The organism is Streptomyces sp. NPDC018019, from assembly GCF_044327805.1.
In the GTDB taxonomy this organism is placed as follows: domain Bacteria; phylum Actinomycetota; class Actinomycetes; order Streptomycetales; family Streptomycetaceae; genus Streptomyces.
In genome coordinates, this window is sequence record NZ_JBIRGD010000056.1 from 1 (window position 1) to 24188 (window position 24188).

Here is a 24188-nt window from a genome sequence, read left to right on the forward strand (position 1 = left end):
TCGCCCCGGAGCCGTTCCACCTCCCCGAGCCTCATACCTGCCAGCATGCTCCTGGTCAGCCACGATCGGCAGAGCTAACGAAGCACTACTAGCGCCGCGACGGAGCCGGGTGGGGAATGACGGACAGAACCTGATAACCGTTCATAACCGGAGAGTGGATCAGTGCGGGCGTATGGTCCGGGTGGGCCAGGGTGATGTCCGGAAGTGCTGTGAGAACGGTTTTCAGCGCTGTGCGTGTTTCGAGCCGTCCGAGTGATGCTCCGGGGCAGTGGTGGACGCCGTGGCCGAATGCGACATGCCTTTTTTCTTTGCGGAGCGGACGGAATTCATCGGGATCGTCGTGCAGGGCGGGGTCGCGGCCGGCTGCGGCATACATGAAACTGATGACGTCCCCTTTCTTGATGACTGTCGCGGTGTGCAGGGGGATGTCGTTGACCGCGTAGCGGAAGGGGAGCTGGGCCAGCGGCCCGCGCAAGCGCAGGGTTTCTTCGACGATGTCGTCGTAGGTGACACGGCCGGTGCGCAGGGCGCACAGGGATGCGGGGTTCCTCAGGACGTGGAAGAAGGCGGAGGTGATCAGGTTGACGGTGGTCTCGAACCCGGCGCCGAGGACACCGAAGAGGGTGTCGCGCTGGGCGTCGGCTGACAGGGCCGGCTGTCCTTGCGGGGGGGGTGGATGATGGCCGTGGACAGATCGTCGGCCGGGTGGGCCAGCTTGTAGGCGACAGCTCGTCCATGCGGGCATGCAGCTGGGCGATGTCCTGGGCGGCCTGCTTGTCCTCGATGAGCCGGTCCACGCCGTAGAACGCGACCCGGCGGTAGTCACCGATGATGCGGCCCCGGCCGTAGGCGTCCGGCAGGCCGGTGATGATGCCGGCGGACGGCAGGCGCGGATCTCGGGCGTGTACGCGTCGAAGACACCGTCGTTGTGGGTCTTGCGCAGCCGGGTGTAGATCTCCTTGACCGCCGGGTCGGCCTCGTACCCGTACGCGGCGAGGGCGCTCTCGACCATCCGCCAGCCGCCGTTGGGCATGATGGCGCGCTTGAGCGGGGCGTCGGTCTGGAGGCCGACGATCAGGTCCCGTTCCTCGTCGACGTAGCCGGGCGCGAACGCGTCGATCCGCGACGGGCTGTGGGTGTCCACGTCGTAGATGCCCCGGTTCCGTTCGTCGGGGAACATGTCGAGGAGCTTTCGCCACACCGCGGTGGTGGGTTCGGTCGGGCCCGCGAGGAAGGAGCCGTCGCCCTCGTACGGGACGTGGTTCTGCCGGACGAAGTCGCGGACGTCGATGGCGTCCCGCCACGGACCGCCGCCGAACCCCTCCCAGGCCGCGCCGCCGGTCGTCTTCTCCACGGGTGTAGCGGTCATGGTGCGCACCTTCCGAATCGCTGTGCCCGCGCCCGCATCCATTGCACTCCCGCGAGGCGTCGCCCCAGGTCGGCGTTGGCCCCGACCCGGAGGCCGAAGGGCCCTCTGCGGGCGGCGGGCCGCGTACCGGAAGGCCGTTGGTCCCCGCGCGCGGGACCACGGGGCCGTCTCTGCGGTGACCGCCGTGCCCCGATCGGACGGGCTCCCTCGAAATGGCCCGCACCGGGGCCCGTTCGGCCCTGTCGTCGGGGATCTGCTTCGGGGAGGCTGGCAGTCAGGCAACGAGTGCCCGGACGAGCGCCGCCGGAGCAGAGAGTGTGCAGGATGAACGACGAAGACGCACAACAGGTCACAGAACGCCCTGAGCCGGTGGCTCCGCGCAGAATGCAGCAGCTGCCCCGGGACGAAGCGCTGCGGCTGCTGGGCAGTGTCCCGCTCGGCCGGCTCGTGTTCACCCAGAACGCCTTGCCGGCCATCCGTCCCGTCAACCACCTCCTCGACGGGGAGGACATTGTGGTCCGGCTCAACGACGGGGCGACCGTCACCTCGATCGCGCCGCCCGCGGGCGAGGCCGGTCTCGTGGTCGCGTACGAAGCCGACGTGATCGATCCGCGCACCCACCTGGGCTGGAGCGTCATCGTCACCGGGTACGCCCGGCTGGTGGCCGACCCGGTGCAGGTGGCCCGCTACGAGGACCTGCTGCGGCCGTGGGTGGCGCAGACCATGAACGGCGTACTGCGCATCCAGCCGGACCTGGTCACCGGTTTCCGGCTGGTGGCACAGCCCGCGGTCGCGGTGTGCGCCGCGGTCGGCGAGGGCCGTTGAACGGCCGCTGAGCGGTCGGCCCCCGGCAGTCGACGGGTGAGCCGCCGTGCCGTGGGCACTTCCGGCACGGTGGCGGGCGGCACGGTGCCCCCGGTCCGACTCGGTGCCCCTCCCGTCTCGGTGGGGGCAGCCTCGCCCCGGTGGCCCCGCCCCGGCGCGGACGGGGGCAGGCCGGGCAGCCGGTCAGGCGGCCGGGGACAGCGGGGCGCGCCACACGATGCGGCTGCCGCCGCCGTCGGGCGCGCCGATCTCCATCGTCCCGCCCACGCGGTCCGCCCGTTCGGCCAGGTTGTTCAGCCCGCTGCGCCGGCCGCCTTCCGGTATCCCGCGGCCGTTGTCCGTCACGGTCAGTACGGCCTCGTCGCCGGTGGCCTGGAGGGCGACTTCGACCCGGGTGGCGTGGGCGTGCCGGGCCGCGTTGCTCAGCAGTTCGGTGAGGGCCGCCACGACATGATCGGCCACCTCTGGCGGTACGTCCGTGTCCAGCAGCCCTTCCATGCTCAGCCGGGGCGGGAAGCCCAGCGCCGTACCGGCCTCCCCCACGGCGCGCGCGACCCGGGCCCGCAGGCTCGGTCCGGTGTCCTCCTCCCGGACCCGCAGACCGAAGATCGTCGAACGGATGATCTTGATGGTCTCGTCCAGGTCGCCCACCGCCCGGGTCACCCGCTCCGCCGCACCGGCGTGCTCGACCAGCCGGGCCGCGCTCTGCAGCGTCATCCCGGTGGCGAACAGCCGCTGGATCGCCAGGTCGTGGAGGTCGCGGGCAATCCGGTCGCGGTCCTCCAGCAGCGCGAGCTGCTCGGCGTCGCGCCGCCGCTCGGCCAGCTCCAGGGCGAGGGCCGCCTGCCCGGCGAACGCGTGCAGCGGCTCCAGCTCCCCTTCGGTGAACACCGCCTCGCCCTCGGCGCGCGCCAGCAGCAGCACGCCCCGGGCGCTGCCGCCCTCGCTGTCCAACGGCACGGCCACCGCCGGACCCAGGCCGTCGAACCGCCGCGGCCCGGCGGCGTACCGCTCGTCGCCCGCCAGGCCGGACGTGGTGACCGGCCGCCCCGACCTGAGGGCGGCGCCGGACAGGGTGCCGTCGGCGGGGACGACCAGGCCGCGCCGCTTGTCGCCGTGCCCGCCGAGCGCCAGCTCGACGACCAGGTCGCCGGTGTCGTGCATGGGGACGCAGACATCCGCCAGCTCGGCCCGGGTGATCTCCTGTGCCCGGCGGGCGATCAGCTCCAGGACCTCCAGGCGCGGCATGCCGGAGAACAGGCTGTTGGTGATCTCCGCGCCCGCCTTCAGCCAGCGCTGCTGCCGCTGCGAGCCCTCGTAGAGCCGGGCGTTGTCGATCGCCACGCCGGCGGCCACCGACAGCGTGGAGATCACCGACTCGTCCTCGGCGTCGAAGTCGTGCCCGCCGCGCTTGTCGGTCAGGTACAGGTTGCCGAAGACCTCGTCGCGCACCCGGATCGGCACACCCAGGAAGGTGCGCATCGGCGGGTGGTGGGCGGGAAACCCGTAGGACGACGGGTGGGCGCTGAGGTCGGTGAGCCGCAACGGCTCGGGCTTGCGGATCAGTTCGCCCAGCAGACCGTGACCGGCCGGCAGCGGCCCGATCGCGGCGACCTCCTCGGGCGTGAGCCCCACGGTCAAAAACTGCGACAGCCGCTTGCCGTCCGGGCCGATCACGCCCAGCGCCGCGTACTGGGCGTCGACCAGCAGCGCGGCGGCTTCGACGATACGCCGGAGCACCTGGGGCAGGGCCAGTTCCCGCCCCACCGAGACCACGGCCTCCAGGAGGCTGTGCACCCGGTCCCGCGTGCCGCATCGATGCGCGCCTGCAGCTCCTCCAGCAACTCATCCAGCCGCATCTGAGGCATCCGCGACAGCGACTCCTGCGTGCCCACCGGCCCTCCTTCTTCGGTCGCCCGCCGTACCCGGTCAGCGTAACCCTGTTCGAACACCGCCATCGGACACCCGTGGCCGTCCGCTCCCGCCCAGGCCGTACGTGTGGCGCATCGGGGGCGAGTGGCCCTCGGACGGAGGCGGGTAGGCCCCTGCTCCCCGGCTCCGCCCTCGGCGAGACTCGGTCGGCGGGGGCAAGCGGCCGGTCCGGAGAGCGGGCCCGCCAGGCACCGACGGAAGGAGGGCCCGCCGTGCGAAACCGCACCGTGGCCGAGGTGATGACGTGGGAGGTCGTACAGGCCCGGCCGGACACCCCGGCGAGGGAGCTGGCCCGGCTGCTCGACGTCCACCGGATCAGCGGCCTGCCGGTGGTGGACGGCGACGACAAGGTCATGGGGGTCGTGTCCCGCACGGATCTGCCCGCGTCCCCCGGCGGCCGGGCCAGCGGTCCGGCCGTCCCCGCCGGGCCGTCGCGCCCGGCAGCGCACCGCCCGGCCGGCACCGGTGCCGGCGGCGGTACGACCGCGGGCGAGGTGATGACGACACCGGCGGTCACCGTGCATCCGGAGCACCGTGTCGCGGACGCCGCGCGCATCATGCAGCGCCGGCACGTCGACCGGCTGCCCGTCGTGGACGAGGAGGACCGCCTCATCGGCATCACCACCCGCCGGGACCTGCTGCGGGTCTTCCTGCGGCCGGACGAGCAGATCCGCGCGGAGGTGGCCGGCGAGGTGCTGGGCGACGCCCTGGGGGCGCCGCCGGACGAGGTACGGGTCTCGGTACGGGACGGCCTCGTGACGCTGCGGGGAACGCTGGCGCACGAGGACGACATCCCGGTCGCGATCGGCCTGACCTGGCGGGTGGACGGAGTGGTGGGCGTGGTCAACCGCCTCGTCCCGCGTGCGGGCGACGACGGTGTCCCGTACGCGGAGCCGTTACGGCGCACGCGGGACTGACCGGCCGCTGTCCCACCGCTCCCCTCCATCGCCCGCGTGGCGCGGAAGGGAGCGGCGGGGCGGCACGACGCCGAGCCGTAGGACACGGATCGTCACCGGTCATCCACCAGGGACCGGCCGGCCCCCTCAGGACCGCGGGCCGCCTTCGCGCGGCGCCGCGGCGGCCGGGCCCGTACGGGGGTCCTGGGCCGCCGCGAGTGCCTGCGTGGCGATGACCGCGGCCTGCACCCGGCGCTCCACGCCGAGTTTGGCCAGCAGGCGGGAGATGTTGTTCTTGACCGTCTTCTCCGCGAGGAAGAGCCGCTTGCCGATCTCCCGGTTGGTCAGCCCCTCGCCCACCAGCGCCAGGATCTCCCGTTCCCGCTCGCTCAGCCCCGGCAGGCCCGGCGGCTGTTCCTCCCGCTTGGTCTCGCCCCGCAGCCGGGCCATGACGCGGGCGGTGGCACCGGCGTCGAGCAGCGACTGGCCCGCTGCCACCGTCCGCACCGCGTTGACCAGATCGGTCCCGGTGATCTGCTTGAGCACGTAACCGGCCGCCCCCGCCATGATCGCGTCCAGCAGGGCCTCCTCGTCGTCGAACGAGGTCAGCATCAGGCACACCAGGTCCGGCATGCGCGAGCGCAGCTCGCGGCAGACGCTCACCCCGTCGCCGTCGGGCAGCCGGACGTCCAGGATCGCCACCTGCGGGCGCAGCGCGGGCACTCGGACCAGCGCCTGCCCGGCGGTGTTCGCCTCCCCCACCACGGTCAGATCCGGTTCGGCGTCCAGCAGGTCGTGCACACCACGGCGCACCACCTCGTGATCGTCGAGCAGGAAGACGCTGACCGGCGCCTTCATCCGGGCGTCGACCGGGTTTTCCGTCATCACACAGCTCCGATGTCCCTGATCCGGCCCGCCTCCACAGGCGGTGCCGTGGTCAGCCTGCACCAGGCCAGGGCCGAAGAGCCAGGGCCGGACGGCCCTTCTTGCCGGTCCTCCGGCCCGGTGCCGCCGGCCGCCCGCGGGGGGGGGCGGAGGTCCCGCGGTTCAGCGGAGGCGTTCCCCTCCCCGCCCACGGCGGGCGCCGAGCGATGCCATGACCGTCTCGGCCGCCCGTCGGCCGCCCTCGACGCAGCTGGTGATGCCGACACCGTCGTACGCGGCTCCGCAGACCGCCAGTGTGCCGAGCTGTGCCACGTGCTCCCGCACGCGGGCCGTCCGGGCGACGTGGCCGACGGTGTACTGCGGCAGGCCGGTGGCCCAGCGGGTGACGGCGGTGTCGCACGGGACGGCCGCCAGCCCGGTCGCCGCGCGCAGTTCGGCGCGGGAACGGGCCACCAGTTCCCCGTCGCCGAGGCGCAGGGCGGTGTCCTCGCCGTACCGGCCGACCGAGGTGCGCACCACGGCCTTGCCGGGCGCGGTCCGGCCCGGCCATGCCCATTTGCCGCTCAGGAAGGTGGCCGCCTTGATGAGGCGGCCGTCCACCGGAGGGACCAGGAAGCCGCTGCCCCGCAGTTCGTCGGAGAGGTCCGCCCGGTCGTAGACCAGGGTGACCAGCGCCAGGTCCGCGTACGCGACGGTGCGCAGCGCGGCGACCGCGGCCGGTACCGTGTCGGCCAGCAGCCGCGCGGCGGCGGGCGCCGGCACGGCGAGCACCACCGCGTCCGCGTGGAGCCGGTGTTCGCCGTCGGCGTCCCGTACCGTCAGCCGCCACCCGTCCGCGGTACGGCGCAGGGTGCGGGCCGCGGTGGCGGTGCGGATGTCCACGCCCGCGGACCGGCAGGCCCGGGCGACGGCCAGGGGCAGTCGTCCCAGGCCGCCCCGTACGCTCCGGAACGGCGGCACCGCGGCGCCGCGGCTCGACGGCTCGGGCCCTGAGCCGCCGGGCTGCGGTACCCGCGTGCGGCGGATGCCTTCGAGCAGGGACCGCTCCTCGCGGGCGACGGGGAGCAGGTGCGGCAGGGCGGCACGCAAGGAGATGTGGTCGGCGTGCCCGGCGTAGACGCCGCCGAGCAGCGGCTCGACCAGCCGGTCGACCACTTCCCGTCCCAGCCGGGCGGCCACGTAACGGCCCACGGTGATGTCGTCGCCCACGTCCGTACGCGGGAGCCACCGGTCCTGGCGGGCGCGCGCGAGGCCGTCGGCGGACAGCACCCCGCAAGCGGCCAAGGAGTCGAGATCCGTGGGGATGCCCATCAGGTGGCCCGCGGGAGGGGGTGCAGCGCGCCGCGGGTCCACACGGAAGCCTCCGTCGTGACGGGCGGCTCCAGCTCGTCGCCCAGGCCCGCCGCCCGGGCCAGTTCCACGGCGGACGGCTGCCGGACGAACATCGCTTCGGCCCCCAGGTCCACGGGGACGCCGCCGACCTCGCCGCTCAGGAGTTTGCCGCCGAGCCGGCCGGCGGACTCCAGCAGCGTCACCCGGCCCCCGGACCCGCTGCCGCCCGCCGCGCCGCTCAGGCGGGCGGCAGCGGCCAGCCCGGCGATGCCGCCGCCCACCACCACGACGTGCGGACGCATGTCCTCCGGCCCGGTGGCGGAGGGTGATGAGGAGGGCCGGGGCTGCGGGACCACGGAGGGTTTCATCGGTGTTCACTGCCTTTCTGAAGGCGCTTCGGGGGCGCCTTCGCCGAGCGGGCGGAGAGCTTCCGGACCGGTTCCGGCAACGGGGTGCGGTGGCGACGGCGCGCTTACGCCGCGGTGTCCGCAGGGACGCCGGTACGGGTGGCGGCCCGCCGGACCCGGGTGACGGTGAAGGCCAGGGCGGCGGCCGAGACGACGGCCAGCAGGAGCAGGCCGAGGGCGTAGCTGCCCGAGGCGCTGAAGATGACGCCCATGACCAGCGGGGGGATGAAGCCGCCCAGGCCGCCCGCGGCGCCGACCACGCCGGTGACCGAGCCGACCTTGCTCGCCGGGGCCAGGAGGGCAACCAGGGCGAAGGTGGCGCCGCTGCCCGCGCCGAGCGCGGCGGCCATGGCCAGGAAGGCGAGGGTGCCCACCGGAGCGAGCGGCGGGGTCGCCGCCTGCACGGCGGCGCCCGCGACGACGACCACCAGGGTCCCGGCGAGGACGCGGACCGAGCCCATCCGGTCCGACAGCCAGCCGCCGACCGGGCGCATGGCCACCGCCAGCAGGACGAAGCCGGCCATCCGGTTGGCGGCGTCGGCCTGGTCCAGCCCGTATCCGGTCTTCAGGTAGGTCGGCAGGTAGACCGAGAAGGCGACATAGCCGCCGAATGCCACCGCGTACAGCGCGGATGCCTGCCAGGTGACGGGCAGACGCGCGGTGTCGGCCAGGCGGCGGGCCAGCGGTTCGCCCGGTACGGTGCGGCCGGGCGCGTCCCGCAGCAGCAGGGCGGCCAGTACGGCGTAGACGGCGAGCGCCGCGGCGGTGATCAGGAACGGGTTGGCCATACCGTGCGCGTCGACCAGCTTGACGGTCGTCAGCGCGCTGATGGCGGTGCCGCCCATGCCGACGCCGAAGACGCCGATCGCCAGCCCGCGCCGCTCCGGCGGGAACCAGCCGCTGACGAAGGGCACACCGACGGCGAAGGCCGTGCCCCCGATGCCCAGGAAGAATCCGCCGACCAGCAGGGCGGCCAGCGAGGAGTGCCCGAACAGGCCCAGGCAGAGCACGGGCACGATCGTCGCGGCGGACACCAGCGGGAACATCACCCGGCCGCCGAACCGGTCGGTCAGCGCCCCCACCGGGATCCGTCCCAGCGACCCCACCACGACCGGCACCGCCACCAGCAGCGACTGCTCGAACGAGCTGAGCGCCAGGGTCTCCTTGAAGCGCGGGCCCAGCGGGCTGAGCAGCGCCCACGCCCAGAAGTTGACGGCGAACCCGAGGGTGGCCAGCGTGAGCATCAGCCCCGGATGGCCGGCCGGGGAGGTGGGGTCCGCTGCCCTCGTTGGCGCGGCGACGGCGGTTTCAAGCGGGCACATCGGGTACCTCTCGATCGATTCGTGCGGGAGCCGTCCGGTGCGGGACATGCGTCCCACCGCCGTCACGCGGCTCCCGTCTGTCAGCTTCGGCGAACCCGCCCACCGGGGGACGGGCCATGCGTCGCGCGCCTTCGCGCGGAGGCGGCGTTACCGGGGCGCCTTGGAGCCGGTCAGCTCGCTCCGGGCACGTACGGGGGCGGCGGGCCGTCCGTACGCCGGAGCGGCGGTCTTGCGGCGGTAGACCAGGTACGGGCGGCGCAGGTAGCCGACGGGGGCGCTCCACACGTGGACGAGGCGGGTGAAGGGCCAGGCCGCGAAGAGCAGGCACGCGGTCAGGGCGTGCAGCTGGAACAGCAGGGGCGCACCGGACATGGCCCCGGGCTGCGGTTGCAGCAGGAACAGGCCGCGGAACCAGAGCGAGACGGTGGCGCGGTAGTCGTACCCGCCGCCGGCGATGTTGTGGACGACGGTGGCGGCGATGCCCAGCAGAACGGTGGCGGCCAGCAGCGGGAAGAGCACCTTGTCGCTGGGGCTGGTCCTGGTGCGGATGCGCGGTGCGAGCAGGCGCCGGGCGCTGAGCATGCCCAGCCCCATCACCATGGCCGCGCCGGCCACGGAGCCGAGGGCCACCGCCGCCGTGTGGTACGCGTGCTCGCCGATGCCCATCGCGCTGGTCCAGGACGCGGGGACGGCCAGGCCCACGACGTGCCCGCCGATCACGGCGAACGCGCCGACGTGGAACAGCGGACTCCCCCAGCGCAGCCAGCGGTGTTCCAGCAGCTGGCTGGTGCGGCTGGTCCAGCCGAACTGGTCCTTGCGGTAGCGCCAGACGTGTCCGACGACGAAGACGGCCAGACAGATGTAGGGAACGGCGACCCACAACAGCAGGTCGGCGCCGTTCGTCGCGGTGAGGGGGCTGCTGGAGGCGCTCATCGGCGGGGCTCCGAATCCATGGGGCCGGTCAGCGGGGGTATCAGGGTCGGCGGTGCCGGCGGGGGTGGTACGAACGTGCCGGGCGGGGCGAAGCCGGTGCCGCCGTACGGGTCGAGGCCGACGTCCTCGGCCGGCGGTCCTTCGGCGGCCAGCTTCGCCACGGCCTCCAGGTCGTCGGCGCCGGGCGGCGGCAGCAGGGACAGCAGCGCGGCGAGCAGTCCGGCGTAGGGGGACCGCACGTCCGACAGGGCGTGGTGGATGAGGTCCAGGCCGCGCCGGTGGCGGCGCAGCGGCGCCTCCCCGGTGCGCGGCCCGGCCAGGGCGGCGAATTCCAGGACGACGGGCAGGTGGTCGGGGAGTTCACCGCTGTCGGCGCTCCAGCCGGCGGCCCGGTAGGTCTGGGCGAGGGCGAGCAGGGCCATGCCGCGTCGGCGGGTGTCGCCGTGCAGGTAGTAGGTGAGGTACAGGCTGCTCTTGCGGCGCAGGTCGAAGACCTCGACGTAGTGGCTCTCCAGCTCTTCGGACGGCCGGTCCGCGAACCAGGCGGCGAAGGCCGCGAGGTGCCCGGCGGCGGTCGAGGGCGGCAGCGCGTGCACCGTAGCGGTCAACGCGTCCCGCTCTGCGGTCAGTTCGGCGTCCGGGTACTGCAGCAGGAGGGACAGCAGCCGCAGCAGGAGCCCGCGTTCGGCGGCTCCTTCCGGGCCGGGCCGGGTGCGGCGCCCGGCCGCCGGGCGGAGACGGGTACGCGGCGCGGTCATGCGGTGCCTCCCGCGGGGCTGTCCGAGGCGGTGGTGCGTCGCCGCAGGGCGGGAATGCCGAGCATGACCTTGCGGCCGGTGCCCGGCGGGGCCTCGCCGGTGCTCTCCACGGGGCAGCGGTCCTCCAGCGCGCTGAGCGCGGCGGCGTCCTCCCGGTGGGCGGCGGGGACGACGTACCGGTCGGCGTACTTGGCGACGGCCAGCAGCCGGTGCAGGTCCTCGGCCTGCGTGGGAGTGAGCCCCACGGCCGTGAGGGCACTGTCGTCGCCCTGCTCGCCGAGGACGCGCTGCCGCATATAGCTGCGCAGGGCGGTCAGTTTCATCAGCACCCCGGCGACGACGTCGGTGTCTCCGGCGGCGAAGAGGTTGGCCAGGTAGTCCAGCGGGATGCGCAGGCGGGTGACGGCGGCGAAGACGTGGTCGGGGTCCCCGGCGTCACCGCCCGCCTCGCCGACGGCGTCCAGGACCGGGGACAGCGGCGGCACGTACCAGACCATGGGCAGGGTGCGGTACTCCGGGTGCAGCGGCAGGGCCACCTTGAACTCGCTGATCAGGGCGTGCACGGGTGAGCGGCGGGCGGCGTCGATCCAGTCCTCGGGGATGCCGGACTTCCGGGCGGCCGAGCGGACTTCGGGGTCGGCGGGATCGAGGAAGACGTTCCGCTGGGCATCGAGCAGGTCCCGCTCGTCCGGTACGGCGGCGGCCTCGCCGACCCGGTCGGCGTCGTAGAGGACCAGGCCGAGGTAGCGCAGGCGTCCGACGCAGGTCTCGGAGCAGACGGTGGGCTGCCCGGCCTCGATGCGCGGGAAGCAGAAGGTGCACTTCTCGGCCTTGCCGGTGGCGTGGTTGACGTAGACCTTCTTGTACGGGCAGGCGGTGACGCACATCCGCCAGCCGCGGCAGCGGTCCTGGTCGACCAGGACGATACCGTCCTCGGCGCGCTTGTACATCGCCCCGGACGGGCAGGCGGACATGCAGGCCGGGTTGAGGCAGTGCTCGCACAGCCGCGGCAGGTGGAACAGGAAGGTCTGCTCGAACTCGAACTTCACCCGCTCGGCCAGGTCCCCGCTCAGATTGGGGTCACCGGCCGCCGTCTCGGCCGCGCCGCCCAGGCCGTCCTCCCAGTTGGCGCCCCAGGTGATGGAGGTCGGCTTGCCGGTGAGCACCGAGCGGGGGCGGGCCACGGGCACGTCCTGGCCGGCCGGGGCGCTGACGAGGTTGTCGTAGTCGTAGGTGACCGGCTCGTAGTAGTCCTCGATGGCCGGCAGGTCGGGATTGGAGAACAGGGAGGTCAGCCGCTTGAGGCGGCCCCCGGAGCGCAGTACCAGGCGCCCGCGCCGGTCCAGCGCCCAGCCGCCCTTCCACTGCTGCTGGTCCTCGTAGCGGCGGGGGTAGCCGACGCCGGGCTTGGTCTCGACGTTGTTGAACCAGGCGTACTCGACACCGGTGCGGTTGGTCCACGTCTGCTTGCAGGTGACCGAGCAGGTGTGGCAGCCGATGCACTTGTCGAGGTTCATCACCATCGCCACTTGGGCCATGACGCGCATGTCAGTACTCCACATCCTGGCCGCGGCGGCGGATGACGGTGACCTCGTCGCGCTGGTTGCCGGTGGGGCCGTAGTAGTTGAAGGCGTAGGTGAACTGGGCGTAACCGCCGGCCAGATGCGACGGCTTGAGCAGCAGCCGGGTCAGGGAGTTGTGCATACCGCCGCGCACGCCGCTGACCTCGGTCTTCGGCACGTTCACCGTGCGGTCCTTGGCGTGGTACATGTACACCGTGCCCTCGGGCATCCGGTGGGTGACCACGGCGCGGGCCGCGACGACGCCGTTGCGGTTGTACGCCTCGATCCACTCGTTGTCCTTGACGCCGATCTTCCCGGCGTCGGCGGTGCTCATCCAGATCACCGGGCCGCCCCGGGACAGGGCGAGCATGTAGGCGTTGTCCTGGTACTCGGAGTGGATGGACCACTTGGAGTGCGGGGTGAGGTAGCGGACCGTCACCTCGGCGCGCCCGTCCTCGCCCAGGTGCTCGTCGCCGTAGTGCCGGGCGGTGTTCAGCGGCGGGCGGAAGACCGGCAGCTGCTCGCCGAGTTCGGCCATCCAGTCGTGGTCGACGAAGAAGTGCTGGCGGCCGGTGAGCGTGTGCCAGGGCTTGCGGTGCTCGACGTTGATGACGAACGGGGAGTAGCGCCGGCCGCCGGTCTCGCTGCCGGACCACTCGTAGGACGTGATCACCGAGCGGGGCTGGACGCGGGTGTCGGCGAAGGTGATCCGCTCGGCCTCCCGCTCCGCGGACAGGTGCGCCAGCTCCGTACCGGTCCGTTCCTCCAGTGCCTTGAAGCCCTCGGTGGCCAGGCGCCCGTTGGTGGTGCCGGACAGGGCGAGGATCGCCTCGCACATGTCCGACGCGGTGGCCAGCGACGGCCGGCCGTCCGCCGCGCCGCCGCGCCGGACCCCGTTGGCGCGCCGCAGGTGCTCCAGCTCCTGGTCCGGGTGGACGGTGACGCCCTTCGTGGTGGTGCCGAGCTTGTCGAGGAGGGGACCGACGGCGCGCATCTTGTCCGCCACCGCCGCGTAGTCCCGTTCGACGGTCACCAGCCTGGGCATGGTGCGTCCGGGGACCGGCGGGCACTCGCCGGCCTTCCAGTCGGCGACGATGCCGCCGGGCTGGGCCAGTTCGTCAGGTGTGTCGTGCTGGAGGGGCACGGCCAGGACATCGGTACGGGTGCCGAGGTGCTCCTGGGCCAGTTCGCTGAAGCGGTCGGCGATGGTCAGGAAGGTGTCGTAGTCGGTCCGTGCCTGCCAGGGCGGCGCGATGGCCGGGGTGAAGGCGTGCACGAAGGGGTGCATGTCGGTGCTGGACAGGTCGTCCTTCTCGTACCAGGTGGCGGCCGGCAGCACGACATCGGCGAACAGTCCGGTAGAGGTCATGCGGAAGTCCATGGCGACGAGCAGGTCGAGCTTGCCCTCGGGGGCCTCCTCGTGCCAGACGACGTCCCGGGGCCGCTTGCCGGGCGGCGTCTCCTCGGAGCGGACGGCCGCGTCGGCGCCCAGGAGATGGCGCAGGAAGTACTCGTTGCCCTTGCCGGAGGAGCCCAGGAGGTTGGCCCGCCACACGGTCAGTACGCGCGGGAAGTTGGCCGGGTCGTCCGGGTCCTCGGCGGCGAAGCGCAGGGCTCCGGAGGTCAGCTCCTCGACGATGTGCTCGGCCACGGGCCGTCCGGCGGCAGCCGCCTCGTCGGCCAGGTCCAGCGGATTGCGGTTGAATCCGGGGTGTCCCGGGGTCCAGCCCATACGGACGGCCTGGGCCAGGCAGTCGGCGGTGGCGCGGCCGGTGAAGCGTCCCTCGCCCAGCGGGGAGGCCAGCTCTTCCGGGCCGAAGGCCTCGTAGCGCCACTGGTCGGTGGCCAGGTACCAGTAGGAGGTGCCGGCCATGTGGCGGGTGGGCCGCTGCCAGTCGAAGGCGAACGCGAGGTGCTGGAGGCCGGTGACGGGACGGACCTTCTCCTGGCCCACGTAGTGGGCCCAGCCGCCGCCGTTGACACCCTGGCAGCCCGTCATGGTGGTCAGGGCCAGGAAGGCGCGGTAGATGGTGTCGGAGTGGAACCAGTGGTTCGTCCCGGCTCCCATGGCGATCATGGAGCGGCCCTCGGTGCGCTCGGCGTTGCGGGCGAACTCCCGCGCGATACGGGCCGCCTGTGCGGCGGGGACCGAGGTGATGGTCTCCTGCCAGGCCGGGGTGCACGGCTGGGTGGCGTCGTCGTACGAGGCCGGCCACGTACCGGGCAGTCCGGGGCGGTGCACGCCGTACTGGGCCAGCATCAGGTCGAAGACGGTGGTCACCTGCCGGCCGCCGATCCGGCGGACCGGGATGCCGCGCACCAGCACACCGCCGCCCTCGGTGGGGCCCTCGTCGAACCGCGGCAACGCCACGGTCGCGGCGCCCTCGGCCCCCTCCAGAAGGCTCAACTCCGGTACGGTGTCCCGCAGTTCCAGGTTCCAGCGGCCCTTCCCCTCCTCCCCCCAGCGGAAGCCCAGCGACCCGTTGGGGACCACCGGTTCGCCACTGGAACGGTCCACGAGGACGGTCTTGAAGCGCGCGTTCTCGCCGGTGTCGCCGAGGTCGGCCGCGGTCAGGAAGCGGTCCGGCACCAGGTCGCCGTCCCGCTCGCGGAGCGTGACCAGGAACGGCGCGTCGGTGAACCGGCGCAGGTAGTCCTCGAAGTAGGGCGTGGTGCGGTCGACGAGGAACTCCCGCAGGACGACGTGCCCCATCGCCATCGCCAGGGCGCCGTCCGTGCCCGGGTGCGGGGCCAGCCACTCATCGGCGTGCTTGACGTTGTCGGCGTAGTCGGGGCTGACGGCGACGACCTTGGTGCCGTTGTAGCGGGCCTCGGTCAGGAAGTGGGCGTCCGGGGTCCGGGTGACGGGGATGTTGGACCCCCACATGATCAGGTACCCGGCGTTCCACCAGTCGGCGGCCTCCGGCACGTCCGTCTGGTCGCCGAAGACCTGCGGCGAGGCGACGGGCAGGTCCGCGTACCAGTCGTAGAAGGACAGCAGGGTGCCGCCGAGCAGCGACAGGAAACGGGTGCCCGCGGCGAAGGACGCCATCGACATCGCGGGGATGGGCGAGAACCCGGCCACCCGGTCCGGACCGTAGGTCTTGACGGTGTGCACATGGGCGGCGGCGACCAGTTCGGCCACCTCGTCCCAGTCGGCGCGCACCAGGCCGCCCTTGCCCCGGGCCTTCTTGTAGGCGCGGGCCTTGGCCGGATCACCGGTGATCTCCGCCCAGGCGGCCACCGGATCGCCGAGCCGGCGGCGCGCCTCCCGCCACAGCTTCAGCAGCGCGCCGCGGACGTACGGGTAGCGGACCCGGCTGGGCGAGTAGGTGTACCAGGAGAACGACGCGCCGCGCGGGCAGCCCCGCGGCTCGTACTCGGGGCAGTCGGAGCCGATCGACGGATAGTCGGTGGCCTGGTGCTCCCAGGTGATGATCCCGTCCTTGACGTAGACCATCCAGGAACAGGACCCGGTGCAGTTGACCCCGTGGGTGGAGCGGACGACCTTGTCGTGGGACCAGCGGTCGCGGTAGAAGCCCTCCCACCGCGCGTCCCCGGTGCCGAACACGGCGCGTCCGTCCGCGCTCACCTCCCGGCGGTTGAGCAGCCGCCGGCCGGCCAGTGGCCAGCCGCGTTCTTCGTCGGCCGCCGCCGGGCCGCCGGTCTTCTCGTTCTCCATGCCACCGAACCTAAGTCGGCCTCCCGCAGGTCACGGTGGGCGAAGCGTCCCGCGGCGCAGGGCCACAGGACCTCGAATGTTTTCGGCCACACGGGACCAACGACCCGCCACGGGGGCCGCCCGCCCCCGGCCGTGGACGCGCTCCCGACCGCATGCTGGGGGTGATCACATCGGAGGTACCCCGTATGCACGACCGACCACGGCGGCCGGCCGCCCGCCACGCCGCCCCTCCCCCGCGGGCGGCCCGACGCCTGAGTCCGCCCCGGTGAGCGGCGCCCGTCCGGTCCGCCGGCAGCACCAGGCCGTGGCGGACAAACCGTTCCTCGTCATCTGGGAATCGACCCGCGCCTGCCCGCTGGCCTGTCTGCACTGCCGGGCGACCGCGGTCCCCGAACGCGACCCCCGCGAGCTGGACACCCGGGCCGCCAAGGGCCTGATCGACCAGATCGCCGCCTTCGGCCGGCCCGCTCCCCTGTTCGTCATCACCGGAGGCGACCCCTTCCAGCGCCCCGATCTGCTGGAACTGATCGTTTACGGCACGCGCACCGGGGTACGGGTCGCCGTCTCACCCTCGGGCACCCCCACCCTGACCGCACCGAACCTGCGAGCGGTGCACGAGGCGGGGGCGGTCGGCCTCTCCCTGAGCCTGGACGGCTCCACCGCCGCCCTCCACGACGGGTTCCGCGGCGTCCCCGGCGTCTACCGCTGGACCCTGGACGCCTGGGACACCGCCCGCCGCCTGGGCATGAAGCTCCAGATCAACACCACGGTCGGCCGGCACAACCTGCACGACCTGCCGGAGACCGCGGCCCTGGTCCGCGAGCACGGGGTGATGCTGTGGAGCGCGTTCTTCCTCGTTCCCACCGGACGCGGCAGCCGACTGGCCGCGCTCAGCCCCGATGAGACCGAGGACGTCCTCCATTTCCTCCACGACGTCGGGCTGTCGGTCCCCGTCAAGACCACCGAGGCCCACCACTTCCGCCGCGTCGCCCTGCAACGCGCGATCCTGGCGGCCAAGGGCGAGGACCACACCGGCCGGCTGCGGCTCGGACCGCTGTACCACCGGCTCCGCGAACGCGGCCGGGAACTGGGCCTGTACACCGGCGGGCGCCGGGCCCGGCGCCCGCCCCTGGACGTCAACGCCGGCCGTGGCTTCGTCTTCGTCTCCCACACCGGCACCGTCCACCCCAGCGGCTTCCTCCCCCTGGGAGCGGGCGACGTACGTACCCGCCCGCTGCCGGAGATCTACCGCGACTCGGACCTGTTCACCGCCCTGCGCGACCCCGAGCGCCTGACCGGCCGCTGCGGGCGCTGCGAGTTCCGCGCCGTCTGCGGCGGCTCCCGCTCCCGGGCCCACGCCGTCACCGGCGATCCGCTCGCCGAGGAACCGTGGTGCGGGTATGAGCCCGGGTCGTTCCCGTATCAGAGGGAGGTGAGGGAGATTCTGGGTACGGGTGTGCCGGGGGCCTGAGGGCGCTTCCGGTTCACGGCGCAGGCGCCCGGCTGGGTGTCGGGTGTCTGCTACGCCGTGCTGTCCGCTCGTTCGTAAACGCTGATGTGGCGCCAGCTCGCAGCGGTGTACGGCTCCCCGTTCCACCCGCCCCACCGTTCCCGCAGCCGGAGGCCCGCGATGCGGGCCATGAGGTCGAACTCGGGCGGGTGGGCCAGACGCAGCCTGATGGGGGCGAACCTGATACCCGCGCTGCTGATGCGGATGTGGTTCAGGTCGAGGATCTGGGTCAGCGGGTCGTACCGGCCGGCATCGAGGTCGACGTGCTCAAGGCCGATCTGCTCGGTGTCGAGGAACCGATGACCGGGGCGCGAGGGCGCGGTGGGGATACGGCATTCGAGGACGAACACGCCGTCGGCGGTGAGATGACCGGCGGCGTTCTGGAAGCACCGGACCTGGTCGTCCTGGGTGAGCAGATTGCCGATCGTGTTGAAGACCAGGTAGACCAGCCCGTAGGTGCGGCCGGTGGTGACGCGGGACATGTCGCCCATGACCACGTCGACGTGATCGCCGCCGGGTTTCCCGCGCATCCGGTCGACCATGTCCTGCGACAGCTCGATGCCGTCCACCCGGACTCCCGCCCGCATGAGGGGCAGCGCGATCCGGCCGGTGCCCACTGCGAATTCCAGAGCACGGCGTCGCCCTGCCAGCTCGGCCAGGAACGCCACGGTCTCGGCCTCGTCACCGCGTGGATCGTCGTCGTACCGCTGGGACACCTCATATCCGAAGCTCGTCCTGGGATCGAATCCCTCCACGGAACGCCCCTCCCTTCACACAGCTGGGTCGCTTGGCCAAGCCTGACGACAGCGCACGTGCCGGGCCGGACCCTACCGCCGGTCTTCCGTGCAGTACCACGCATTTCGCGAACCACCGCGTCCGGCAACAGCGGCCCGCCCCCTCAGCTCAGACGGGTCGCCACATACGTCTCCAGGGCGTCCCGCTGGTACCCGGCCAGGCCCGGCGCGATCGACTCGTACGCGGCGTACCAGTACGCGTTCTCCACGCAGGAACGCCCGATCGCGCGGTACTCCTCGGCACTGACCGTCCGGACCCGCGTCAGCACCCGGTACTGGGTGTCGATCTCGGCCTGCACCGGGGCGGAGCCGGCGGACGCTCCGGACGCCAGGAGTCCGGCCGGCCGGATCATCTGGGCCGTACGCTCGCGCTGGCCGGCCTCGATGGCCGCCTCTACCCGATCGTGGAGAACATCCGGCTCAGCCTCTTCAAGTTCAGCTCTTCCAGCAGGGCATGGCGGAATCGGCGTCGCTGCATGACGGCGGCACCTCCTTCGGGAAGGTCGGGGCGTACGGGGTCAGTCGCGGACCCGGAATGGAGCCTCAGCAGCTGACGCTCCTCGTAGTAGCGGTGGCCGTTGCCGCCGGTCCAGGCCGGCGGCAACAGGCCGGTCCGGTCGTAGTGGCGCAGGGTCCGGGCCGTCCCCCCCGACATCCGCGCGACCTCCGCGATCGGCCAGGCCAGCACCGCCCCCTTACGGAGTCCTTCACCGGGCCGGTCCTTCCGGCCCTGTTCAGGACGGTAGGAGCTGCCGCTGCGGCAACTTCAAGCCCGGGACCGGCCCGGCCTTCCGCAGGTGTCGCGCGCGGCCTCGCGATGGCCCGGGTGCGGGCGGCGACACGTGCGTACGCACGAGCCTGTCACCCGGTCGACGAGCCGGCTGCCCGGTAGATGCTCCGGTACGTGCTGCCGACGCCCTGCATCCCTTCGGCGACCTCGTCGAGGGAGGCGGTGAAAAGGCGCTCGCGTTCCGCCGGTGTCCGGGGCGGCCGGCCCGTGGGCGGGGCAACGGCCGCTTGGCAGTTCCGGGCTCCGTGGCGCAACCGGCTCAGCGCGTCCGACCACGGCTTGCGCAGGTCCCGGACGGGTACGGGGAAGTAGCCCTGGGCCTGAGCGACCCGCTGGTCCAACGTGCCGCACAGGCGGCGGAACGCCTTCTCGTCCACCTCGGTCTTGCCGTTCGCCTTCCGTTTCCGCTCCGCGGTCCTGAGGATTTCGGTGTTCAGGGCCAGTACGGCGCGGGTCAGCTGCTGTGTGTGCCGGGCACCGCCGTTGGACAGCCAGGACCAGGTCTGCCACGAACGCAGCTTGGGCGACGCGGCCGTCGGCGGAGTACGGTCCGGTTGCCCCGCGTCCGGCTCCGTACCGCCTTGCCCCCTTCCGTCCGGCTGCTCGACCGGCTGCTGGTCCTGACCAGTCGCTTCCTGCCGCAGCCGGGACGCCATGGGCGAGGTGGCCGGTGGTGTGGTCATCAGAGCAGCGGCCAGCAGCGCGGCGGGCACGCCGAGCGCCAGGACCGTACCCGCTCTGAACAGTACCGGGCGCCGACGCACCGGCTCGGCCGCCGGGGCGGGTTCCATCTCCGGTACGGGCGCCTTCTCCGGGACGGACGTGTGCGGGACAGGGACGTCCCCTCCCGCCCGCCTGCGCACCCTGCGGACCAGTTCCGCCGTGCCCGCGGCCACCAGGGCGGCGCAGGCCGAACCGAGGACGGCGCTGGTGAAGGTGAGGAGGAGAACCGCGCGGCCGGCGTTCAGGCCGTTCCCGGTGTGCCACCGGCAGACGTCGGACACCGTGTTCAGCGGGCCCAGGCAGCCGTCGGCGGCGTACAGGAAGAACACGCCGCCGTACGCCGTCAGCTGGGTGACCTGTGCGGCGATCAGAGCCCGCAGCAGCCCGTGCCGCCGGGCGAAGGCCGCCACGAGAGCGGCGGTCAGCAGACAGGCGCCGAGCACCACCACGATCGACCACCACATGTGGACGACGAGGAAGGGCTCGGTCCGCTCCTTGGGCGTGCCGGGCCGCCGGCCGTACAGCGCGGACGACGCCAGCGCCAGCCCCGCCCAGGCCAGGAGCCCGCCCGCGAGGCCGGCGCCCAGGGTCCGGCACACTCGTGTACGCGCGCCCGCGCGCTGCACCAGTAGGAGGACCAGCGGTACGAGCCACATCAGGACCGTCACGGCGATGACCGGCTGTTCCCGGTGCAACGGCGTGATCAGCGCCATGCCGTCGGAGAGGACCGACAGGTCCATGCGGTATTCCCGCCAGAAGTCCGGGGCGGTCCTGGCGTAGTGCTCGGCCAGTCCCCCGCCGCCCAGGTCGCTGCCTCCCAACGCGATGCGCCGGCCGCCCAGTTGCCACCACCACAGACCGCTCCAGAGCACCCCCGCGGTCAGCAACGCGCAGACCACCGCCGCCGCCCGGCGCTGCACCCGCTTCGGCAGGCCGAGGGACAGGCGCAGGCTCTGGCACCACCACACCGTGGGCACGGCCGCGATGAACAGGAACGCCAGCAGGTACTGCGGCTGCGGCACGAGCCAGTCGACCCGGGCCCGCCCGCCGGTGACGAACTCGCCCACGAGCAGCCCGCAGCCCAGCCAGAGACCGGCGACCGCGCCGGAGCCGGGCCGCGCGTCCGGTGTGTGCCGGGCCCGTACCACCGGCAGGCCCAGTACCAGGCAGAGCACCGGGGCCACCAGCGCGACCGCGAGCCACAGGGACGTGCCGGCGCCCAGGAAGGTGAGCGTCCCGAGCGAGCTGTACAACAACGACGCCGAGATGCCGGTCAGGGCCATCTCCAGGGGGGCGACCCGGGAGAGGCGGCCGGCGTCGGCGAGGACCCGGCCGCGTTCCGCCCAGCCCGGGTGTGTCCGCAGCGGCGCGGTGAGGCGGTACAGGAAGGGGGCCACGGGATCGGGCCGGTCCCAGGTGGCGGGGTGCGCGCCCCACGCCACCGCCTGGAGGTCGGCGTGGAACTCGCGCCGGCGCAACAGGTCGGCCCTGGCCAGGTGGACCAGTCCGGCCAGCAGCAGACCCGACCCGGCGGACGCGAAGACCACGGTCGCGGCATCGGGCCACCACGGCGAATCGGTACCGGACAGGGCGAGGACGGTGATCCAGGCGTCCACGGCGAAGGTGGGCAGCAGGGCGAAGAGGACGAAGACCCGCCACAGCGCCGTACTGGCGTAGGCGTAGTCCACGTCGCGGTGGTGCACGTGCGCGAGTTCGTGCAGGACCACCGCGCGGAAGCCCTCGGGATCGGTGCCGCGCCGGGCCAGCAGGCCCGCGTGCAGGCAGACGGTGTAGCTTCCGGTGCGGCCGCGGACGGCGGCCCCGGACGTCATCCGGGCCGGGTCGACACGGAAGCGGAGGGCCGCGCGGATCCCGGTGCGCTCGCGCAGCGCGGCCAGCTCCGCGCCCAGCGTGCCGTCGGCGTCGACCTCGCCGACGGCCACGGTCCGGCGCCGCCGGTCGCGTACCGCCGGGAGGAACCAGTACACCAGCGCGGCCAGGACGAACAGCGCCAGGGTCGCGATCAGTCCCGGGTAGGGCGATTCCGCGTGCTCGGCGAGGCACCGCGTGAGGAGGCCACCGCGCCGCATGGTCGACCGGAGGTTGTCCAGGTCGCTGCCCGCCGGGTCGAAACCCGCCGCGTACAGGCAGCCCACGGTGCCGCGCAGTTGCGCGGCGGCGTCCTCGTCCCGGCCCAGGATGCGCGCGAGGACGGCGAACGTGGGAATGCTCGACGCCGTCACCACCACCATCAGCAGTGCGAAGCGGGCCCCGGTGCCGGTGATGCTCCGGGGGGCGGTGCCGGGCCTCATGAGGTGCCGGGGGTCCGGGGGGTGTCGGGCGGGGCGGGGGCGCCGGGGGTGCCGGACGCCTCGGAACCATCGGGTTCCTCAGGCGCCACCGGCTGTTCGTCCGGGGCCGTCGCGATCCGTGCCACGACACTGTCCGCAAGGGCCTCGGCCTCCCGGCGCCCGATGCCGCGCTCGGCCGCCCGCTCCAGGATGTGCCGCCGTACAAGCGCCAGCTCGGCGGGGCCCAGGCCGGTCAGCGCCCGGTCCGGTGCGGCCGGAGCCCTGCGGAGCAGCCGGCGCACCCCCGCCCGGCCGCGCGCCGTCACGCTCTCCATGGCCGCGTCGACGGTGCGGCGGGCCGCCTGGTCGAGGACCAGCCAGACCACCGGGGTGACCAGCGCGGCCAGTTCGGCGTAGCCGAAGCCGAGCGGTTCGCGGCCCCGGCGCCGGCGGGTGAGGGCGCGGACGACCCGGTCGTCGTCCAGCCTCCGCAGGCTGTCGACGAGCGGCAGCTCGTGCGCCGCGTGCGCCGCCACCACGTCGCGCACCACATCGCGTACGTACACGGTTGTCAACCCCCGTTGCTCAGCGGACCGTTGCGACCATTGGAGCAGCACTTCGCCACCGGGGAAACAGAGCAGAACCATCCGGTTCCGGGGCGTGGTCCGCACGGCAGTCCGCATGCGGATGGCCGATGATGGGAGCCCGGCCCGCGTCGGCGGGACGGTCTCGAAGCGGAACCGGCCTGTCGGTGAGGAGGCATTGGTCATGCGCATTCCCGGTCCCGAGCCCCGGGCGGACGGCGGGGTGGGTGCCGTCGCGGCGGCGGGCGGACTGCATCGGTATCAGTTGTGGCTGCACGCCGAGTACGGGCCCGTGGTGCGGTTTCAGCTTCCGGGTGCGGAGACGGCCGTGTCGGTGGCCGATCCGGTGCTGCTGGAGGCCACGGCGCACATCGACAAGCGGCCGGAGCGGCTGTTCGAGTTCCTGGCCCCGCTGTGCGAGGCGGGCAATCTCCAGGTGCTGCCGACCGCGGAGCACACCCCGTGGCGGCGGCTGCTGTTGTCCGTGCTGGCCGGCCGCCCGTCGCACGAGCGGCACTTCGGGCAGTTCGCCGCGCTGGCGACGGACCTGGCGGATCGCTGGGCCGGGCAGGGCGACCGGGAGCCGGTCGCGTTGCAGAAGGACCTGACCACGCTGTCGCTGCGGATGATCGGCGCGTACGCGCTGGGGGGCGACGCCGCGGACCCGGACAAGGTCGTCACGGCCTTCGAAGAGGTGCTGACCGAACATCTGGGGCGGCTCTACCAGGTGCCGGTCCCGGGTACGGAAGAGGAGCGGGCCCGGCGGGCGGCACAGGCGCTCGCCCATCTGCGCGCGACGGTCGACCGGGTGATCGCGGCGCACCGCTCCGGCGGCCGTACGGACCGGAGCGACCTGATCGGGGCGCTGGTCGAGGCCGGCGAGCGGCCCGCGCGGATCCGCGACACCGTCATGATCACGATGCTCGCCGCCCACCACACCACCGGGGTGGCCGTGTCGTGGACCCTGCATCTGCTGGGACGCCATCCCGAGGTGGCCGAGCGCGTCGCCGGCGAGCTGGACCGCGTGCTCGGTGAGCGTCCGGTGCCCGACTACGCCGACCTGCGGCGCCTCCCGTACCTGGACATGGTGGTGAAGGAGGCGATGCGGCTCTATCCGCCCGGCCCGTACGGCGCCCGGGAGACGACGGAGGCGCTCGTCCTGGGCGACTACGAGGTCCCGGCCGGGACGGTGATCTTCTATCCCTTCTGGGCCGTCCACATGAATCCCGATCACTGGCCCGATCCGGAGAAGTTCGTGCCGGAGCGTTTCCTGCCGGAGGAGGTGGCCAAGCGGCCGAGGCTGGCCTACATCCCGTTCGGGATCGGGCCGCGCAGCTGTGAAGGCGCCGGGCTGGCCATGGTCGAGGCCGAACTGGTCCTGGCCGTGCTCCTCAAGCGCTTCCGGTTCCGGCCCGCGCCGGGCCATGAGGTGACACCGATCGAACGGTTCGTGCTGTGGGCGGCCGACGACATCCACATGCTCGTGAGCCCGCGGGTCGCCTAGTAGTGCTTCGTTAGCTCTGCCGATCGTGGCTGACCAGGAGCATGCTGGCAGGTATGAGGCTCGGGGAGGTGGAACGGCTCCGGGGCGAG

Annotated in this window: 16 protein-coding genes and 3 pseudogenes; 4 read left to right on the plus strand and 15 right to left on the minus strand. The window is 73.1% G+C overall.

The window, feature by feature from the left end; genetic code table 11:
- Nucleotides 1-88 precede the first annotated feature (88 nt).
- Nucleotides 89-745 carry a cytochrome P450 gene (locus ACH4FX_RS42305; protein WP_398487161.1) on the minus strand — a complete coding sequence of 219 codons (657 nt, stop codon included), beginning with the start codon at nt 743-745 and terminating at the stop codon, nt 89-91.
- A pseudogene (locus ACH4FX_RS42310) lies at nt 726-1369 on the minus strand (pyruvate formate lyase family protein); the annotation flags it as partial. The pseudogene ACH4FX_RS42310 and the gene ACH4FX_RS42305, both read right to left, overlap by 20 nt.
- Before the next feature lie 324 nt (nt 1370-1693).
- On the opposite strand from ACH4FX_RS42310, the gene ACH4FX_RS42315 reads away from it, so the two are divergent.
- Nucleotides 1694-2194, plus strand: coding sequence for a pyridoxamine 5'-phosphate oxidase family protein (locus ACH4FX_RS42315; protein WP_398487162.1), 501 nt, complete (start codon nt 1694-1696; stop codon nt 2192-2194).
- Between the two features lie 183 nt (nt 2195-2377).
- On the opposite strand, the pseudogene ACH4FX_RS42320 reads toward ACH4FX_RS42315, so the two are convergent.
- Nucleotides 2378-4062 (minus strand): annotated as a pseudogene (locus tag ACH4FX_RS42320) (GAF domain-containing protein).
- A 276-nt stretch (nt 4063-4338) separates the two neighbouring features.
- Here ACH4FX_RS42320 and ACH4FX_RS42325 point away from each other — a divergent pair.
- Entirely contained in the window at nt 4339-5043 is a 705-nt protein-coding gene (locus ACH4FX_RS42325; RefSeq protein WP_398487163.1) for a CBS domain-containing protein, read from the plus strand.
- A 126-nt stretch (nt 5044-5169) separates the two neighbouring features.
- On the opposite strand, the gene ACH4FX_RS42330 is transcribed toward ACH4FX_RS42325, so the two are convergent.
- The 7 genes and pseudogenes from ACH4FX_RS42330 to ACH4FX_RS42360 form a co-directional block, all read right to left on the minus strand.
- Nucleotides 5170-5907 (minus strand): response regulator, encoded by a 738-nt coding sequence (locus ACH4FX_RS42330; RefSeq protein WP_398487164.1) that lies wholly within the window; start codon nt 5905-5907, stop codon nt 5170-5172.
- Nucleotides 5908-6069: 162 nt separating this feature from the next.
- Nucleotides 6070-7541 (minus strand): annotated as a pseudogene (hemG, locus tag ACH4FX_RS42335) (protoporphyrinogen oxidase).
- Nucleotides 7542-7711: 170 nt separating this feature from the next.
- Nucleotides 7712-8890, minus strand: a complete 1179-nt coding sequence (locus tag ACH4FX_RS42340) for an MFS transporter (RefSeq protein ID WP_398487184.1) — start codon at nt 8888-8890, stop codon at nt 7712-7714.
- Nucleotides 8891-9115: 225 nt separating this feature from the next.
- Nucleotides 9116-9901, minus strand: a complete 786-nt coding sequence (gene narI, locus ACH4FX_RS42345) for a respiratory nitrate reductase subunit gamma (RefSeq protein ID WP_398487166.1) — start codon at nt 9899-9901, stop codon at nt 9116-9118.
- Complete coding sequence (gene narJ, locus ACH4FX_RS42350; RefSeq protein ID WP_398487168.1) at nt 9898-10659, minus strand: nitrate reductase molybdenum cofactor assembly chaperone; 762 nt, start codon at nt 10657-10659, stop codon at nt 9898-9900. Before narJ ends, narI begins: the two co-directional genes overlap by 4 nt.
- Nucleotides 10656-12206, minus strand: a complete 1551-nt coding sequence (gene narH / locus ACH4FX_RS42355) for a nitrate reductase subunit beta (RefSeq protein WP_398487170.1) — start codon at nt 12204-12206, stop codon at nt 10656-10658. The genes narJ and narH overlap by 4 nt, the downstream gene beginning before the upstream one ends.
- Before the next feature lies 1 nt (nt 12207).
- Complete coding sequence (locus ACH4FX_RS42360; protein ID WP_398487171.1) at nt 12208-15903, minus strand: nitrate reductase subunit alpha; 3696 nt, start codon at nt 15901-15903, stop codon at nt 12208-12210.
- A gap of 304 nt (nt 15904-16207) precedes the next feature.
- Here ACH4FX_RS42360 and ACH4FX_RS42365 point away from each other — a divergent pair, with 304 nt between their 5' ends.
- On the plus strand, nt 16208-17374 hold the full coding sequence (locus tag ACH4FX_RS42365; RefSeq protein ID WP_398487172.1) for a TIGR04053 family radical SAM/SPASM domain-containing protein: 1167 nt from the start codon (nt 16208-16210) through the stop codon (nt 17372-17374).
- A gap of 50 nt (nt 17375-17424) precedes the next feature.
- Here the strand turns inward: ACH4FX_RS42365 and ACH4FX_RS42370 are convergent, their stop codons facing one another.
- From ACH4FX_RS42370 to ACH4FX_RS42390, 5 genes are all read right to left on the minus strand, one after another.
- Nucleotides 17425-18168: a class I SAM-dependent DNA methyltransferase gene (locus ACH4FX_RS42370; RefSeq protein ID WP_398487174.1), complete on the minus strand. Its 744-nt coding sequence runs from the start codon at nt 18166-18168 to the stop codon at nt 17425-17427.
- Nucleotides 18169-18311: 143 nt separating this feature from the next.
- Nucleotides 18312-18560 (minus strand): TipAS antibiotic-recognition domain-containing protein, encoded by a 249-nt coding sequence (locus ACH4FX_RS42375; protein ID WP_398487175.1) that lies wholly within the window; start codon nt 18558-18560, stop codon nt 18312-18314.
- 41 nt (nt 18561-18601) lie between these two features.
- Entirely contained in the window at nt 18602-18862 is a 261-nt protein-coding gene (locus ACH4FX_RS42380; RefSeq protein WP_398487177.1) for a MerR family DNA-binding transcriptional regulator, read from the minus strand.
- A 206-nt stretch (nt 18863-19068) separates the two neighbouring features.
- Nucleotides 19069-22032 (minus strand): M48 family metalloprotease, encoded by a 2964-nt coding sequence (locus tag ACH4FX_RS42385; protein WP_398487179.1) that lies wholly within the window; start codon nt 22030-22032, stop codon nt 19069-19071.
- Nucleotides 22029-22577 (minus strand): hypothetical protein, encoded by a 549-nt coding sequence (locus ACH4FX_RS42390; protein ID WP_398487181.1) that lies wholly within the window; start codon nt 22575-22577, stop codon nt 22029-22031. Before ACH4FX_RS42390 ends, ACH4FX_RS42385 begins: the two co-directional genes overlap by 4 nt.
- 202 nt (nt 22578-22779) lie before the next feature.
- On the opposite strand from ACH4FX_RS42390, the gene ACH4FX_RS42395 reads away from it, so the two are divergent.
- On the plus strand, nt 22780-24099 hold the full coding sequence (locus ACH4FX_RS42395) for a cytochrome P450 (protein WP_398487182.1): 1320 nt from the start codon (nt 22780-22782) through the stop codon (nt 24097-24099).
- Nucleotides 24100-24188 lie beyond the last annotated feature (89 nt).